Genomic DNA, 16,129 nt, shown 5'->3' on the forward strand with positions numbered 1-16,129 from the left:
AGCCACAGTGGGCTGGCGCCCGCGGGGGCGCTCCGCTGGGAGGGGCGTGACGTGCCGTCGGTTGGCTGCGGCTTCGTCGTGGCTGGTCGCGCAGTTCCCCGCGCCCCTTTGGGTGCTGCGGAGCCACAGTGGGCTGGCGCCCGTCGGACCGCTCCGCGGAGAGGGCCGTGATGTGCCGTCGTTCGGCTGCTGCGGCGTCGTGGCTGGTCGCGCAGTTCCCCGCGCCCCTTTGGGGCGCTGCCGAGCCAGGGCGGGCTTCACTCGACCCGCCAGAGCACCAAAAGCACCGAAGACGACGGAGGTTGACCGATCGTGCACGATGAACTTCTCGCGCGGGCCCGGGCGTGGCTGGCTGAGGACCCCGATCCGGATACCCGTGGGGAACTCGCCGATCTCATCGACGCCGGGGACCGTGCGGAACTCGCCGCTCGTTTCAGCGGCACCCTCCAGTTCGGCACCGCGGGACTGCGCGGTGAACTGGGCGCCGGCCCGCAGCGGATGAACCGCGCGGTCGTCATCCGCGCCGCCGCCGGTCTCGCCGCGTTCCTCAAGAAGCACGGGCGGGCCGACGGGCTCGTCGTCATCGGCTACGACGCCCGGCACAAGTCCGCCGATTTCGCCCGGGACACCGCGGCCGTGATGACCGGCGCCGGGCTGCGCGCGGCCGTGCTGCCGCGCCCCCTGCCCACCCCGGTCCTCGCCTTCGCGGTCCGGCATCTGGGGGCCGTGGCCGGGGTCGAGGTCACCGCCAGTCACAACCCGCCCCGCGACAACGGCTACAAGGTCTATCTGGGCTGGGGGTATCCCGGGACGGAGTCCGGGGCAGGCGCGCAGATCGTGCCGCCCGCCGACGAAGAGATCGCCGCCGAGATCGACGCGATCGTCTCCCTGGACGACGTGCCGCGTCCGGACGGGGGCTGGGAGATCCTCGACGACTCCGTGCTGGACGCCTATCTCGCCCGTACCGACGCCGTGCTCGCCGACGGCTCGCCGCGCACCGCGCGCACCGTCTACACGGCCCTGCACGGTGTCGGCAAGGACGTCCTGCTCGCCGCCTTCGCCCGCGCCGGGTTCCCGGCCCCCGTCCTCGTCGCCGAACAGGCGGAGCCCGACCCGGACTTCCCGACCGTCGCCTTCCCCAACCCGGAGGAGCCCGGCGCGATGGACCTGGCCTTCGCGCGGGCCCGCGCGAGCGAGCCGGACCTGGTCATCGCCAACGACCCGGACGCCGACCGGCTCGCCGTCGCGGTCCGGGACGGCGGGGCATGGCGCATGCTGCGCGGCGACGAGGTCGGCGCGCTGCTCGCCGCGCACCTGGTCCGGCGCGGCGCCACCGGCACCTTCGCCGAGTCCGTCGTGTCCTCCGCGCTGCTCGGCCGGATCGCCGACCGGGCCGGGCTGCCGTACGCGCAGACGCTCACCGGGTTCAAGTGGATCGCCCGCGTGGACGGTCTGCGCTACGGCTACGAGGAGGCCCTCGGCTACTGCGTCGACCCGCAGGGCGTGCGGGACAAGGACGGCATCACCGCCGCCCTGCTCGTCACGGAGCTGGCCTCCGAACTGAAGGAGCGGGGCCGGACCCTGCCGGACCTCCTGGACGACCTGGCCGTGGAGCACGGGCTGCACGCCACCGACCAGCTCTCGGTGCGGGTGCGGGACCTGTCGGTCATCGCGGACGCCATGCGACGGCTGCGCGAACACCCGCCCGCCGAACTGGCCGGCCTCGCCGTCACCCGGGCCGAGGACCTGGCCCACGGCTCGGACCGGCTGCCGCCCACCGACGGGCTGCGCTACACCCTGGACGGCGCCCGGGTCGTGGTCCGGCCCAGCGGCACGGAGCCCAAGCTGAAGTGCTACCTGGAGGCCGTCGTCCCGGTCGCCGGGCACGCCGGGCTGCCGGCCGCCCGGGAGCGCGCGGCCGGTCTGCTGGCCGCCCTCAAGCGGGACCTGGCCGCGGCCGCCGGTATCTGAGCCGGTCGCCTTCGAGGTGCGCCCGGGACGAACGGGTGCACCCCAAAGGGTGATTTCGCGGCCACGGCTGACGCACCGGCCGCACTCCGCCGCACTCTGCGGGAACGGTGAACCGGTACCGCCCGCCGAGTACTGGAGCCGCCGCGTGTCCTCGACCGCCCCCGACACCGCCCCCAGCGGACACATCCCGGGCACCCGGCGGCCCCCCGTCCCGGCCGGTGTCCCGTCCCGCGCGCTGCTGCGCGGGCTGCGGCACGCGGCGCCCGCGCTGGCCGCCTTCCTCGCCGTGCACATCGCGGGGCTGCTGTTCCTGGCCGTGTGGGCGCACCGGCGCGGGCACGGGGTCTGGGCGATGCTGGCGACGGAGTGGGACTCCCGCTGGTACCTGGGGATCGCCGACCACGGGTACGCGCATGAGCTGGGCGTCTCCTTCGACCACAACAACCTGGCGTTCTTCCCGCTCTACCCGCTGCTCGTGCGGGCCGTCGCCGTCATCACCCCGGGCAGCCGGGCCAGCACCGGTCTGGGGATCGCCGTGCTGGCCTCGCTGGTCGCGGCCTGGGGGGTGTTCGCCGTCGGTGAGCGGCTGGCCGGGCGGCAGGTGGGAATCCTGCTCACCACGCTGTGGGCGGCGCTGCCGGTCGGTCTCGTGCAGTGGATGGGGTACACCGAGTCGCTGTTCACGGTCTTCGCCGCCTGGACCCTGTACGCGGTGCTGGACGAGCGCTGGCTGTGGGCCGGTGCGGGGGCGTGTCTGGCCGGGCTGACCCGGCCCACCGGAGTCGCGGTGGCGGCGGCCGTCTCCGTCACCGCCCTGCTGTCGCTGCGCCACCGCTTCTCGGGCCGGGCCCTGGCCGCCGCGCTGCTCGCCCCGGTCGGCTGGTGTGCGTACCTCGGCTGGGTGGGGCTGCGGCTGGGCCGCTGGGACGGCTACTTCGCCGTGCAGCGGATGTGGCACAACGAGCTGGACGGCGGCCATGAGACCCTGCGCCGACTGCGCGAGCTGTTCGGGCAGGAGTCGCGGCCCGAGTTGTTCCTGGTCGTGGTCAGCCTGACGATGCTGGTCTCGGTGGCGCTGTTCGCGCTGTCGGTGGGGGACCGGCAGCCGCTGCCGCTGCTGGTGTTCACCGGAGTGCTGCTGGTGATCGTCCTGTGCAGCGGCGGCGTCTACTTCCCGCGCGCCCGTTTCCTGCTGCCCGGCTTCCCGCTGCTGCTGCCGCTGGCGGTGCAGCTGTCCCGGGCCTCCCGCCGGTACCGGACACTGGTGCTGGCGGCGGCGGTGGCGGGCTCGGCGTACTGCGGCGCGTACATGCTCCTGGTGTGGCCGAGCGCGCCCTGACGTGCCGTCGTCTGTGCCATCTGCATAGTCTGCCGTGGTTCACCGGGAGTTGGGCTCTCGCATCCCTCCCGGCCGTCCGGCCCGCCGCGCCGGGCCGCACCATGGAGGCGGTGCCCGGACGCCACTTCCGTCCCCCCGGAGGCGCTCGGCACCGTGATGTGCCCCGCCCACCCCCCGGTCGCGGGCACGGCCGGGGCCGGGCACCGGGATCTCAGAGGCGTACGAGGTAGCTGAAACCGGTGTCCGGCCCCACGCACGACTGAAGGGTCAGGTCGCCCCAGTACAGGCCCGCGGCGGGCGCGCCCCGGCCGGGGGTGAGGTAGGAGGCGTACACCTCGTAGGTCCGGGTCCCGTGGACGGTGCCGAGCGTGACCCGGGTGCCCTTCGGCAGGGTGGCGAAGCGGTCGAAGCCGTTGCAGTAGTCGTGGCCGACGATCACCACGGTGCTCATCTCGTACCCGTTCTCCCGCCCGATCTCCGGGCCGGACCACTGCACGGCGTTCCGGCACGCGTCCACCTCGGCCTGGCCGCCGCGCATGACGTACGAGGTCCAGTCGCCGATCCGCAGGACGGCGCGGCCCGGTGCCGGGGTGGGACCGGCGGCGGCGCGCTTCGGGGCGACGGACGGCGACGGCGTCCGGGAGGGCGGCCGGGAGAGGTCGGGCCCCTTGGTCCGGCCGGTGGCGGACGGGACCGGCGCCGCGGGCGCACTGGAGCGGGACGGGTGCGGCGCGCGCGGGCGCGTGGTGCCGGTGGGGCGCACGGAGGCGGCGGACGGCGCGGGAGGGGTGCTCGGCGCGGTCGCCGGGCGCGCGCTCCGCCCGCCGTCGGCGACGGACGGCGAGGGGCTCGGGGCCTGCGCCCGCGCGACCGGCACCCCGGACGGGGCGCCGCCCTGGGCACAGGCCGCGAGCGGGACCGCGGCGAGCAGCCCGGCCAGCACCGACAGGACGGGCCGCCTGGTACGGGACGGACGGCGGCGCGGGCCCGTCACCCGAACCGCCCGTTCACATAGTCGGCGGTGCGCTCGTCGCGCGGGGCGTTGAACATCGCGTCGGTGTCCCCGTGCTCGACGATCACGCCGGGCGTGCCGTGCGAGGCGAGGAAGAAGGCACAGGTGTCCGAGACGCGGGCGGCCTGCTGCATGTTGTGGGTGACGATGACGATGGTGACCTCGGACTTGAGTTCCCCGATGGTCTCCTCGATCCGCCGCGTCGAGGTCGGGTCGAGGGCCGAGCACGGCTCGTCCATCAGCAGCACCCGCGGGCGGACCGCCAGTGACCGGGCGATGCACAGGCGCTGCTGCTGGCCGCCGGAGAGCGCGCCGCCGGGCTGGCGCAGCCGGTCCTTGACCTCCGCCCACAGGCCCGCCTTGGTGAGGCACTCCGCCACCAGGTCGTCCTTGCCGCCGCGGGTGGCCTTGATGGCGTTGAGCTTCAGGCCGGCCAGGACATTGTCGTAGATCGACATGGCCGGGAAGGGGTTGGGCTTCTGGAAGACCATGCCGATCTGCCGGCGGGCGTGGGTGATGCGCCGGCCGCGGTCGTAGACGTCCTCCTCGTCGAGCAGCACGCGGCCGGCCAGCGTGGCCGTGCCGATCAGCTCGTGCATGCGGTTGAGGATGCGCAGGAAGGTCGACTTGCCGCAGCCGGAGGGGCCGATGAGCGCGGTGACCTCGCGGGCGGGCATGGTGAGCGAGACCCGGTCGAGGACCTTGTGGTCGCCGAACCAGGCGGAGACGGAGTCGGCGCGCAGGGTGGCGGGGCCGCCGGTGGAGAGGGCGACGGCGGAAGGGGCGGCGGTGGCACGGCCGCCTGCTTCGGACGGTGCGACGGGCGGTTGGACGATGGTGTCGACGAGGTCGGAGTTCTCGGTGGTGGACATGTCCCTTGTGTCAACTTCCGTGCGAGGACCGGTGGTTCAGAGCAGGTTCGGCAGGAGTGCCGTGATGGCCCGGGAGTCCGCGAGACCCAGGGCGAGCAGCAGCGGGCTCGCGCAGATCCAGGTCTGCCAGCGGCCCCAGACCCGGAAGGAGACCACCGCGAGCAGCGAGGCGAGCAGCAGTCCCTGCGACCACAGGAAGACGGCGAGCCAGGCGCCGGAGTCGGTGCCGAGCGCCTGCTCGGACCCGGCGATCCAGCCCGACCGCAGGTCGCGCGGCGGGCTGGGCTGCACCGGCGTGATCAGCTTGGCGTCGACCCGGATCACACCGCTCGGCGTGTACGGCGCGCCGGTCGCGGTGATGAGGGTGAGCCGGCCCTGCCCCCCGGTGATCGGGGCGGGCAGTTCGTCGCCGGCCCGGCGGACGCCCGTGACCTCGTAGACCGCCTTGCCCTGGCCGGTGGTGAGGTCGACGCGGCTGCCGACGGGCAGCCGGTGCAGATCGACGAAGGGGCTGCCGTACGCCCACTGGCGGGCCATGACGACCGCCGTGCCGGCCTGTCCTGGCAGCGGGGTGTCCCGGCGGTGGCCCGGTCCTGACATCAGCACCTCGGAGGTGGTGCCCTCGGCGACGACCTCCTTGATGTCGAGGGCGGGGATCCGTAGCAGTGCCACCGGCGCACCCGGCTTCAGCAGCTTGCCCTCGTAGTCGCGCTGGCCCACGGGGGCGATGCCCAGGGCGAGTTCGCGGCGCAGTTCGTCGTAGGCGGTCTGCTGGTCGCGGGCGTGCTGGAGGTGGCCGACGATCGTCAGATTCGCGGCGAAGCCGAGGAGCACGGCGGCGAGAACGCACAGGGCCGCCCCGGCGAGTGCGAGCCCGGGGCGGGCGGGGGGCCGCGGGGTCTGCTGCCGCGGCTGTGTGGTCGGCGGGGGTGGTGGTGGGACGGGCGGGCCGTCGGTGGGCGCCGACGCGTCGGCCGGGGGCGGGGCGAGCGTGGTCACGGGGTGCGCTCCTCGAAGCGGGACGGTTTCTCTCGTACGGCGCGTCTCTTACGAGAGAACTCGTACGGCGGGTACGGCGGTCGGGCGGGCCCGGGGGCGCGTCGGTGTTCGCCCCCGGACCGCCCGGCCGGATCAGCGGTGCTGCGGGGTGTCGCCACCGAAGGTCAGCAGACCCTTGCGGCGCATGTGCAGCACCAGCGCCGAACCGGCGGAGAGCAGCGCGAGGGAGGCCAGGCCGATCGCGCCGACCTGGGCGCCGGTGGACGCCATGGAGCCGCCACCGCCACCGGAGCCGCCGGCGCCACCGCCGGACGAGCCGCCCGTGTCCGAACCGCCGCTGCCGGCGCCGCCGGTGTCCGTACCGCCGCTGTCCGTACCGCCGCTTTCCGAGGCGGACGCGCTGGGCTCGGGGGACTCACCGGAGTCGGCACCGGTCGTGAACGCGAAGTCGACGCTGTGCCCGTCGGTCTTGCTCTCGACGAGCGTCAGCGTGTGGTCGCCGTCCGCGATGTCCTTCGGCACGGTGAACTCGTACTTGTCGACGGTCCCGGCGGCGTTCGCCTTGGTGTCCTCGAAGGTCTCCTCGCTGTCGGCGAGGGTCACCTCGACCGTGGCGTCCGCGGTGTACCCACGAGCGGTGATCTTCACGGTCTGACCGGGTTCGAGGCGGGGGTCGGCGTCGAGGGCCTTGCCGTCCTCGTCGGTCACGTCGAGGTCGGGGTCCTGGGCGGGCGGGCTGGAGGTGTCCTCGTCGGTGCTGACAAAGGTGAAGGTCGCCCGCTTGTTGTTCGAACCGTCCTCGGCGAAGTACAGGTCCGTGTCACCGGGGATCGTGCGGTCGGGAACCGTGAACGCGTAGTCGACGACCGCGCCGTCGGCGTTCGCGGTCGCGTCCGGGAACGCCGCCTGGGACGACTGCTGGGTCACCTTGACTGTGGAGCCCGGTGTGAAGCCCTGCACCGTGATCTTCGCGCGCGAACCGATGGCGAGGGTGGGCTTGTCCTTGAGGGCGGTGCCGTCGGCGTCCTTGGCGGCGACGAGATAGTCGAGGTTCACGGAACCGCTGCCCGTCCCGTCGCTGTAGGCGTCCGGGTCGGCGGAGGTGAACACGGCCTGGATGGTGTGCGGGCCGCCGACGGCCGGCGCCTTGACGGTGAGTTCGGCCTTGCCGTCGGTCACCTGCGCCGTACCGAGCGAGGTGTCACCCTCCTTGAACTCCACCGAGCCCGTTGCGCCTTGCGGTGTCACCGTGGCGGTGAGCTTGAGGTCCCCCTTGACGGGGATGCCGCTCACCGCGGGCACGTCGACGGACGTGGTCTGCTGCTGGAGCAGGCTCCAGGTGTCGCCCGCGACCCGGACCTTGGCGACGAAGCGGGCCGAGCTGGAGATTCCGGACCTGCACAGCAGGGCCAGCGTGTACGTGCCGTCCAGTGGCCCCGAGGTGACGTACTTGCGCAGCGCCGTCTCCAGGCTCACCGGTGTGGCGGGCGACTTGAGGGGGACGGTGAAGGAGCCCGCGCCGTTCGGGATCGGCTCGGTCGCCGTGGCGACGCTGGTCCCGGCGCTGGCGTTCGCCGGGTTGAGAACGAAGAGGAACGGCGAGTTCGGGCTCTGCCCCTCGGCCGGATCCGGGCAGCCCGTGCTCGATGTCGCGGATGTCGCCAGGAGGCCGTCCGACGTCTTCCCGGTGGCGGGGCTGAGCGTGAACGTGCCGATGGGGGTGGGCGGCGCGGCGCTGGCCCGGCTCGCGAAGGCGACGATCCCGGCGAAGGCCGCGCACAGCAGCGCGAAGCAGGTGAGCAGCGCCACCGGCGATCTGAGGTGCGCAAGTCGATGGTTCATATGGTCGTCCCCCCACGGGGTTTCGGTTGCGAATGGATCCGGGGATACGCCGCCGGGCCGGGCACCCACTGGGTGCCCGGCCGTTGTGCGGGTTACTGCGGGGCGGTCAGTTCTCGCCCTTGGTGGAGGTGTCACCGCAGTTCGACACGGTGCCGAAGCCGTAGTCGGTGATGGTGGTGGTGTCCTGGCAGACCTTGGAGCCGGCACCCACGAAGGTGGCGGCGATGGTGGCGTTGGTCAGCTTCGCGGTCGGAACCACGTTGTAGACGGTGCGGCTGTACTGGCCGCCGTCGATCGTGCCCAGGACGGTGTTGCCGTGGATGTCGTCGATCAGACCGCCGGTCTGGGAGACGTACTTGGCGACGGAGTACGGGGCGATGTGCTCGGTGGAGGTGAGCGCCTCACCGTTGTTCTCCTGCATCTGGCCGACGCAGGAACCCAGGGTCGGGTTGCCGATCTGGGCCAGGAAGAAGCTGCGGGTGCCCGAACCGCTCTGCGGGATCAGCGGCTTGACCGGGTTGCCGTTGAGCGTGGTCTGGGTGCACTCGTAGATGGCCTTCAGCTGGGCCGTGGTGACGTTCAGACCGGTGGTGCCGTTCAGCGGGCTGTCCGCGCGGACCGCCACCGTCAGCTTGTCCGACGCGAACGGGATCCAGGTCAGGTCCGTGCCGGCGGTCTGCACACCACGAGAGGAGCGGGCGAAGTCCAGGCAGCCGGTCTTGTTGTCGATGTCGTTGTTCAGCGCGGTGATACCGGCCGACGAGCCGTTCGGACGGTTGATCACACAGCCGTTCGCGCGGGTCTTGATGGTCGTCGAGCCGGTCGCGTTGTACGACGCGATCGTCGCGCCGCCGTCGACCGAGTCACCCAGGCCGTTGACGACGTCCTCGGTGGTGTCGGAACCGACACCGGCGAGGACACGGTAGTCACCCGCGGCCGGGTCGGCCGAGGCGGCGGGGGCCATGACGCTCAGACCCAGAGCGGCGGCACCGACGACGGCACCGAGGAAGGCACGGGACTTGACGTTCACTTCTGTTCTCCTCCGTGGAAACGGATTGCGAGCATTGGGCGGTCAAGCAGAATCCGGATTTTCTTGCCACCGGCCCGTCGGCCGGCGAACAAAAACTTTCCATGGATCCGCACCGGTAACCACCAATTCCAGTCGCTCATAAGGTTACGAGACCATTTCCTAGGTGAATCCAAGGGAATTCACCGAACGGTGTGCGAATTCCCCGGGGCCGATTGCGCCCCGGGGAATCCCGGCTGCCGCCGGATCGTCAGCCGCTGCCGGCCGCCTTTCGGATCGAGAGCCGCAGCATCACCGGGCCCGCGAGGGCCGCCACCCCGCCCGCGACCAGGACGCCGAGCAGCACCCAGCGGATCAGCCCGAGCACCTCCGAGGGCGTGAGTCCGCCGGAGGTGGCCACGTTCTGCTTGGCCGGGTCGGTCTCGGTCGGGGCGACGGAGGGCCGGGCGGAGTCGGACCCGCCGGAGTCGGCGGCCCCTCCCGCCGTCCCTGCACCGGTGCCGCCGTCCGCGCCGCCACCCGAGGTGCCACCGCCGCCCGACGTGCCCGCGCCACCCGAGGTGCCGCCGCCGGCGTCGCTATGGCCGTCCCCTCCCGTGGAGCTGCCGCCGGAGGTCCCGTCCGCATCCGGCAGGCCCTGCTCCAGCCGGTCGGCGGCCTGCTCCGCCTGCCGCCGCAGCGCGGTGGGCATCGGGGCGTAGCCGCCCGGCAGCCGGCCCCGCTCCGTGCCCTGGACCTGGCCCTTGCCGGCCGCGTACCGGATCAGCTCCGCGTAGTCCTGCCGCGCGTCCTTGGCCTGGTCCAGCGGGGCCGCCGCGTACACCACGGCGGTCAGCGGATAGGCACCGTCCTTCATCCTGCTCGGATCGGACGCCTTGACGCCCCGCACGTCCGAGTCGGGCATCTCGGTGACCGCCTTGAGCAGGGACGTGGCGGTCGGTTCGACGTAGTCCCCGTCGGCGTTCGGCAGGGCGGCGGTGTTCAGCTGGTAACGCGTGGCGGACGCGTTGTCCACGACGCCGAACTGACGCTGGTTGACCGGGGTCGGACGCTCGACGGTCGCCCATTTCGGGATGTTCACGTTGGCCGTGCACTCATAGGCGCTGCCGACGTCACCGCGGCGGATCCGCACCGCCGAGTCGTGCATGTCGTTCGCGTAGGGAAGCACTTCCAGGCCGGTGCGGCTCATCGTGAGCCCGGCGGCGCCACCGGAGCACGCGACGGTCGTGGGGGTGAGGTCCGCCTTGGGGAAGTAGTCCAGGGTGTCCGAGATCACCCCGTCCTTGCGGTATTCGGGGTTGACCGTCATCCCCCAGGGGTCCTTTTCCCCTTCGATGAACTTCTTCGCGTCCGGGTCCGCCAGGATGTACTGCCACAGCAGGCGAGAGGAGTCGGTGTTGTCCGAGGTGACGATCAGGCCGATCGGGGAGTTGAAGTCGTTCCCCGCGAAATCGGGGTTGAGTTTCCGGAATTCCGGGTCACCGCCGATGTATCTCGGATTTCCGGACAGATATTCGGGGATGGGTTCCTGCGAGGAGACCAGGGTGCTGGCGTAGGACTGGGTGAGCGCCTTCGCCAGCAGTCTCTGGTTGAGCTTGAGGTCGTTGAGCGGCGTGTAGTTGAAGGCGCCCTTCTCGTACATCCAGGCGAAGCCGATCGTCACGCCGCTGACCGCGACGGGGGCGTGCACCACCTCGGTGCCCCCCTCGACCGGCCTGACGGGATCCAGCGTCATGGCGAGGCCCGCCGAGGCGTCCCCGCCCGTGACGATCTGCCGGGCGACCGGCTCACCGGACTGGGTGTAGGTGAACCGGTGGTTCCCGGTCCTGCACAGCTGGCTCTGCCAGGAGGCGACCGCGTCGGTGGCCAGCTCGGACCCCATGATCAGGTGCTCCGGCTTGTCCGGGTCACAGGTGTCGGTGACCGGCTGGAAGTCGAGGCGGAAGACGATCCGCTGGTCCCAGTTCGACTGGCTGAGCGCCGAGGTGAGGATCGCCGTGTCGGGGTCCGAGGTGCCGTCCGGCTCGTGCTCGCCCCGGGGGATCACGACCAGCCAGCAGGGCCGGATGTCGCCCGACGGCGCCTTGCGCGCCCCGCAGCCCAGATACTCCGACTCGAGCGCGGACTTCGCCTCGAAGACCGCCTCTCCCTCGCCCTTGCCGTCATCGGGCAGCCAGGACAGGGAGTTGGTGTCGCCGGAGCTGAAGTAGGTGTTGTCGATCGCCGCGGTGGTCGCGGGTCCCGTCGCGGGCCGGAAGGGGACGAAGGTCTGGCCGTACGGGTCCGTCTCGAAGCCGTCCGTCTCCCGCGGGTCGGTTTTGGGCGAGACCACGCGGCCGGTCCCCGGCGGGATCCTGGCCTCGTTCCCGAACTCGCACTGCGTCCGGTCCGGCCCCTTCTGGGCATCGTCGCCCCAGCACTGCATGATCTGCAGGAAGTTGAACAGACCCCGTGCCGGGGCGGGCTTCCCGCCCGTCCAGGACACCTTGACGCCCTGCCAGGTCAGGCCCTTCGTCTGATGCACCGTGACCTTGAGACCGGAGAAGTCGTCGTGCTTCCCCTTCGTCCCGCTCTTGGTCACCGCCGAACTCTCGGCCGTGGCCGCCTGCGCCTGCTCCGCGCCCCTGGGCAGCGGCAGCACCGCCAGGACCAGGGCGGTCAGCAGGCAGCCCACGCCCGCGGTCACCCGGCGCCGGCCGGGAGACATCCGTAGCGTCAACCGTCTCATCACAGCTCTCCCTTACGGCGCGAACGTGCCGCCAGCACACGCGCGGTGAGCGGCGGTCCGACGACCACCGCGACGAGCAGTACGGCCGACAGGGCCATCAGGGCTCCGCGCATCCCGAGGGCGTTGTCGGAGGCGAGGCTCACGGGGTTGGCGGCGACGGACGTGTCGCCGGTGCCGGTCCCGTCGCCGCTGACCACCTGACCGGTGTCGGGGTCGATGGCGCCGCCCCCCGAGGAGCCGCCGGACGCCGAGCCCCCGGTGCCGTCGGACTTGCCGTCCCCGCCCTTGCCCGTGCCACCGCCGCTGCCACCACCGCCGCTGCCGCTGCCGCCCGAGGCGGAGGAACCGCCCGAGGACGAGCCGCCGGACGACCCGGAGCCGCCCGAGCCGTTACCGCCCTGTGCGCCCGGCTTCACCGGCGTGTCGGTGTGCGCGGCGCCGGCAGTGCCGTCGGTGCACTGCGTCTGCCCCTTCTTGTCGCAGGACTTGGGATAGGGGGCGTTCTTGAGCAGGGTGTTGACGCCGCCCGAGAAGGTGGGGTTGCGGCAGTCGTTGATGTCGATGGAGCCGGTGGGCGCGCCGGGGACCTTGCGGAGCTGGTCGAAGCCCGCCTGGACGAGGTTCTTCGGCAGCGGCGAATAGCCCAGGTCGTCCGCCTGCTGCTGGCCGTCGCACAGGAAGTAACGGCCGAACGTGCCGAGCGAGTTGCCCTTGGCCTTGGTGAAGCCCCCCTCCTCCCCGGTCGGGAGGACCATGTAGCTGTAGCTGGAGAGCGGGTAGGTGCGCGGGTCGTTGTGGTTGTAGACGCCGTCGAGGATCTGCGTCAGGTAGTTGACGGAATGCTTGTTCTCGTTGATCTGCGCCTTGGTCAGGGCCACCGCCACGCTCGCGGCGGTCGGCTCGACGTAGTAGCCGGCCCTGTTGAGCACCTTGGCCACGGGGAATCCGGTGTTCTTGGCGTAGGAGTACTCGACATAGGTGATCGCGCCCTCGCCGGAGGGCTGGCGGACATGCCCGGAGACGCCGAGCGAACCGGACTTGGAGATCATCGCGGAGCCGCTGAGCAGCGGGTAGTTGGAGGTCATGCCGCAGTTGCCGCCGCCGCGGCCGGTGCGGGAGCAGTAGTCGTTCCAGAGGGACCCGTACTGCTGCGACATCCACATGGTGAACTGGGCGCTGGTACCGGAGCCGTCGGAGCGGACGACGGGGACGATGGCGCGGGCCGGCAGGGTCAGGCCCGGGTTGTCCGCGGCGATCGCGGCGTCGTTCCAGCGGGTGATTTTGCCCGTGAAGATCTTCGTGAGGACCTCGCCGGACAGCCGCAGGTTCGTGACCATCTTGCCGTTGATCTTGAGGTTGTACATGAACGCCGTACCGCCGGCCACGATCGGCATATAGGCGTAGCCGCGGCTCGGCGGCTGGTCGGTGATGCCCTGCTCCTTGAGGCCGTAGGGGATCTCGGAGACCGCGAAGTCGACGGTGTTGTTCTTGAACTGCTCACGCCCCTGCGAGGAGCCGTTGGCCGTGAAGTTGACCGTCATGCCGTAGTTGGCCTTGACGTTGCGGATCCACTGCTGGACGGCGTTGGAGCTCCAGGTCGAACCGGAGCCGGTGATCTTCGCGTAGGAGGCCGCGGCGGCGGGTGGTGTCTGGACGGCCAGCAGGGCGCACAGCAATGACAGCACGGTGGCCGCCAGACGGAAACGAGTGGCGGGTTTCACGACGAACTCCCGGATTCGGTACGGACGATGGGGTGCGGGGTGAACACGGGGGCCGCCGGCCGCTCGGCGAAACGACGCGCGTCACGCCGCGACGCGAGCACCCGACGGTGTTCTTGACGCTTCGTCAGCTGTCCGGGACCCCGGCCGCCGATGATCCGGGCGACGATGAACAGCAGCAGCACCAGCGCCATGAGCAGAGCCGCCGTACCGAAGCCGCGCGAGACCATCGTCGGCTCGGGCGACTTGACGAACTCGAAGGTGGCCAGCGGCAGGGAGACCATCGGGCCGTGCAGCGGATCGAGGTTGAGTTCGCTGGTGAAGCCCGCGGTCAGCAGCACCGGGGAGGTCTCGCCGATGCCGCGCGCGGTGCCGAGGATCACGGAGGTGGTCAGCCCGGAGCGGCAGGTCGGCAGGACCACGTGCCAGACCGTGCGCCAGCGGCTGGTCCCCATCGCGTAGCTGGCCTCGCGCAGGGTGCCGGGCACCAGCCGGATGACGACGTCGGCGGCCCGGATGATGATCGGCAGCATCATCACCGAGAGGGCGAGGGCGGCGGCGAGACCGGACTGGTTCATGCCCAGGCCGAGGATCGCGGTCGCGTAGATGAACAGGCCGGCGACGATCGACGGCAGCGCCGTCATCGCCTCGACGATGGTGCGCACGAACCGGGCGAAGGGACCGGGCACCTCGTTGAGGAACACCGCGCAGACCAGTCCGGCCGGCACGGTGATCACCAGCGAGATCAGGATCATGATCAGGGTGCCGGCCGCGGCGTGCAGCGCCCCGCCCACGCTGAGCGGCTCCAGCGGTCCGGCCAGCTTCATGTCCTCGGTGAAGAAGTTCAGGTGCACCAGCGCCTTGCGGCCCTCCACGAGCGCGTAGCACACGACGAACGCGAGGATCACCACGAGCAGCAGGCCCATCGACCGCACCACGGCCGCCGCGATCCGGTCCACGACGGCGGGGCCGTCCTCGTCGAAGGAGACCAGCAGGGCGTAGATCAGGAGGAAGAGTCCGTACGCCACGACGACGAAGCCGACGGCGCCGTTGAACGGCAGCAGCCAGCCGAACAGCAGCCAGGTCAGCGACAGCGCGGCGGCTGCGGCGCCGACCATCGCATAGGTGTCGGTGGCGCGCAGCTGCGTCAGAGCGCGACGGCGCTCCCCGCCGGGTTCGGCGCTGCGGGGCGGACCCGGCAGCGCGGTGCGGGGGCGGCCGGTCACCTGACGCGCGCCGGGCGCTTCAGGGGCAACGGTCATGGTCGCTCATTCCTGTGTGGCGTAAGGGACTGCGGGCGCGCCGTGGGGGGTTGGCGGTGCGGGAGCGGAGGCGTTCGTCAGGCGTCGCTCGCCGCGCCCGAGCGGGAGCGGGCGACGATGGACGAGGCGGCGAAGTTGACGATCAGGGTCATGATGAACAGAGCGAAACCGGCCGCCATCAGCGCGGACATACCGAACTCGCTCGCCTCGCCGTAGCGCAGGGCGATCAGCGAGGAGACCGAGCTGGTGCCGGACTGGAGGATGTGCCACTGGATGTCGAACGTCAGCGAGATGATCATGAAGATGGCGATGGTCTCGCCGAGCGCGCGGCCGAGCCCGAGCATCGTGCCGCCGATCATGCCGCCGCGCCCGAAGGGCAGCACCACGCTGCGGATCATGCCCCAGCGGGTCGCGCCGAGCGCGTAGGCGCCCTCACGTTCACCGGCGGGCGCCTGGGAGAAGACCTCGCGCATGATCGAGCAGATGATCGGCGCGATCATCATGCCGACGACCAGCCCCGCGATGAACGTCGAGGACGTGTAGATGCTCGCGGGCGCCAGTGGATCGTCCGGATCGGCCCCCCGCACATCGAAGACGGGGATCCAGCCGAAGTACGCGGAGATCCAGCGGGCCGTCGGCAGGACCTTGTCCTGGAGGAAGAACACCCCCCACAGGCCGTAGACGACGGACGGCACGGCGGCCATCAGGTCGACGACGCTGATCAGCGTCTGACGCAGCCGCGGTCGGGCGTACTCGGAGATGTACAGCGCCGCGCCGGTGGCCAGCGGTACGGCCACCACAACGGCGATGGTCGCGATCAGTACGGTGCCGACGAGCACGGCCGCGATGCCGAACCGCCCGGCGTCGGGCGCCCATTCCGCGGTGGTCAGGAACGACCAGCCGGCCTTGTCCAGCGCCAGCCACGCACGGTAGAGCAGAAAGCCGCCCACGAGCAGCATGACGGCCAGCACGAAGCCACCGCCGGAGCGCAGCACCACGCGGAAGATCCGGTCGGGCAGGCCGGGGTCGGCGTACAGGCGTCTCGGTACGTCATCCGCCCCGCCGGACGCGGGCAGGGGCTGTCTCTTCAACAGGGGCACGTCCCCGACGCTGCGGTCGCACCGTTGACATGCGCATCCCGAGAGGTTAACTACGGGGACCGTACGGGCAACATCCATCACCACCGACCACGCACACCACCCCCTCAACGGGCGCCCGAACAGGTCGGGTTGAGAGCCCGAGAGCAGGGCGCCTGCGCAGCACGGGCCCCGGGACCGCACCGCAACACACGGGAGACGCGAGCCCCGTCATGCTCTTCGCGGTCCTCCAAGAGGACCGCTGGCCTCCGGGCCCACCATG

The 16,129-nt window shown here is 71.6% G+C and carries 11 protein-coding genes; 2 read left to right on the top strand and 9 right to left on the bottom strand.

The features are described from left to right. Nucleotides 1–312 precede the first annotated feature (312 nt). Both ACWEKM_RS02750 and ACWEKM_RS02755 read left to right on the top strand, forming a co-directional pair. Nucleotides 313–1,971 carry a phospho-sugar mutase gene (locus ACWEKM_RS02750; RefSeq protein WP_451619339.1) on the top strand — a complete coding sequence of 553 codons (1,659 nt, stop codon included), beginning with the start codon at nucleotides 313–315 and terminating at the stop codon, nucleotides 1,969–1,971. A 145-nt stretch (nucleotides 1,972–2,116) separates the two neighbouring features. Beyond that, nucleotides 2,117–3,310 (top strand): hypothetical protein, encoded by a 1,194-nt coding sequence (locus ACWEKM_RS02755; RefSeq protein ID WP_451619340.1) that lies wholly within the window; start codon nucleotides 2,117–2,119, stop codon nucleotides 3,308–3,310. A 211-nt stretch (nucleotides 3,311–3,521) separates the two neighbouring features. Here the strand turns inward: ACWEKM_RS02755 and ACWEKM_RS02760 are convergent, their stop codons facing one another. The 9 genes from ACWEKM_RS02760 to pstC form a co-directional block, all read right to left on the bottom strand. Next, nucleotides 3,522–4,304, bottom strand: coding sequence for a hypothetical protein (locus tag ACWEKM_RS02760; RefSeq protein ID WP_451619341.1), 783 nt, complete (start codon nucleotides 4,302–4,304; stop codon nucleotides 3,522–3,524). Continuing rightward, on the bottom strand, nucleotides 4,301–5,194 hold the full coding sequence (locus ACWEKM_RS02765) for a phosphate ABC transporter ATP-binding protein (protein WP_451619342.1): 894 nt from the start codon (nucleotides 5,192–5,194) through the stop codon (nucleotides 4,301–4,303). The genes ACWEKM_RS02760 and ACWEKM_RS02765 overlap by 4 nt, the downstream gene beginning before the upstream one ends. Before the next feature lie 36 nt (nucleotides 5,195–5,230). Then, complete coding sequence (locus ACWEKM_RS02770) at nucleotides 5,231–6,193, bottom strand: sortase (RefSeq protein ID WP_451619343.1); 963 nt, start codon at nucleotides 6,191–6,193, stop codon at nucleotides 5,231–5,233. A 132-nt stretch (nucleotides 6,194–6,325) separates the two neighbouring features. Next, the gene (locus ACWEKM_RS02775; protein WP_451619344.1) at nucleotides 6,326–8,035 is read right to left on the bottom strand and encodes an Ig-like domain-containing protein; all 1,710 of its coding nucleotides are present in this window, start codon (nucleotides 8,033–8,035) and stop codon (nucleotides 6,326–6,328) included. 106 nt (nucleotides 8,036–8,141) lie between these two features. Continuing rightward, nucleotides 8,142–9,065, bottom strand: a complete 924-nt coding sequence (locus ACWEKM_RS02780) for a substrate-binding domain-containing protein (protein ID WP_451619345.1) — start codon at nucleotides 9,063–9,065, stop codon at nucleotides 8,142–8,144. Nucleotides 9,066–9,312: 247 nt separating this feature from the next. Further along, on the bottom strand, nucleotides 9,313–11,790 hold the full coding sequence (locus ACWEKM_RS02785; protein ID WP_451619346.1) for a hypothetical protein: 2,478 nt from the start codon (nucleotides 11,788–11,790) through the stop codon (nucleotides 9,313–9,315). Continuing rightward, the gene (pstS, locus tag ACWEKM_RS02790; RefSeq protein WP_451619347.1) at nucleotides 11,790–13,511 is read right to left on the bottom strand and encodes a phosphate ABC transporter substrate-binding protein PstS; all 1,722 of its coding nucleotides are present in this window, start codon (nucleotides 13,509–13,511) and stop codon (nucleotides 11,790–11,792) included. Before pstS ends, ACWEKM_RS02785 begins: the two co-directional genes overlap by 1 nt. Further along, nucleotides 13,508–14,770, bottom strand: coding sequence for a phosphate ABC transporter permease PstA (gene pstA / locus ACWEKM_RS02795; protein ID WP_451619348.1), 1,263 nt, complete (start codon nucleotides 14,768–14,770; stop codon nucleotides 13,508–13,510). The genes pstS and pstA overlap by 4 nt, the downstream gene beginning before the upstream one ends. Before the next feature lie 77 nt (nucleotides 14,771–14,847). Further along, the gene (gene pstC, locus ACWEKM_RS02800; protein WP_451619349.1) at nucleotides 14,848–15,870 is read right to left on the bottom strand and encodes a phosphate ABC transporter permease subunit PstC; all 1,023 of its coding nucleotides are present in this window, start codon (nucleotides 15,868–15,870) and stop codon (nucleotides 14,848–14,850) included. Nucleotides 15,871–16,129: the final 259 nt, after the last annotated feature.

Source organism: Streptomyces sp. NPDC004752 (assembly GCF_053601275.1).

Bases quoted from the DNA above. Each gene is read 5' to 3' on its own strand.
- ACWEKM_RS02765 (WP_451619342.1), bottom strand. From the start codon at position 5,194: ATGTCCACCACCGAGAACTCCGACCTCGTCGACACCATCGTCCAACCG.
- ACWEKM_RS02775 (WP_451619344.1), bottom strand. From the start codon at position 8,035: ATGAACCATCGACTTGCGCACCTCAGATCGCCGGTGGCGCTGCTCACC.
- ACWEKM_RS02785 (WP_451619346.1), bottom strand. From the start codon at position 11,790: ATGAGACGGTTGACGCTACGGATGTCTCCCGGCCGGCGCCGGGTGACC.
- pstA (WP_451619348.1), bottom strand. From the start codon at position 14,770: ATGACCGTTGCCCCTGAAGCGCCCGGCGCGCGTCAGGTGACCGGCCGC.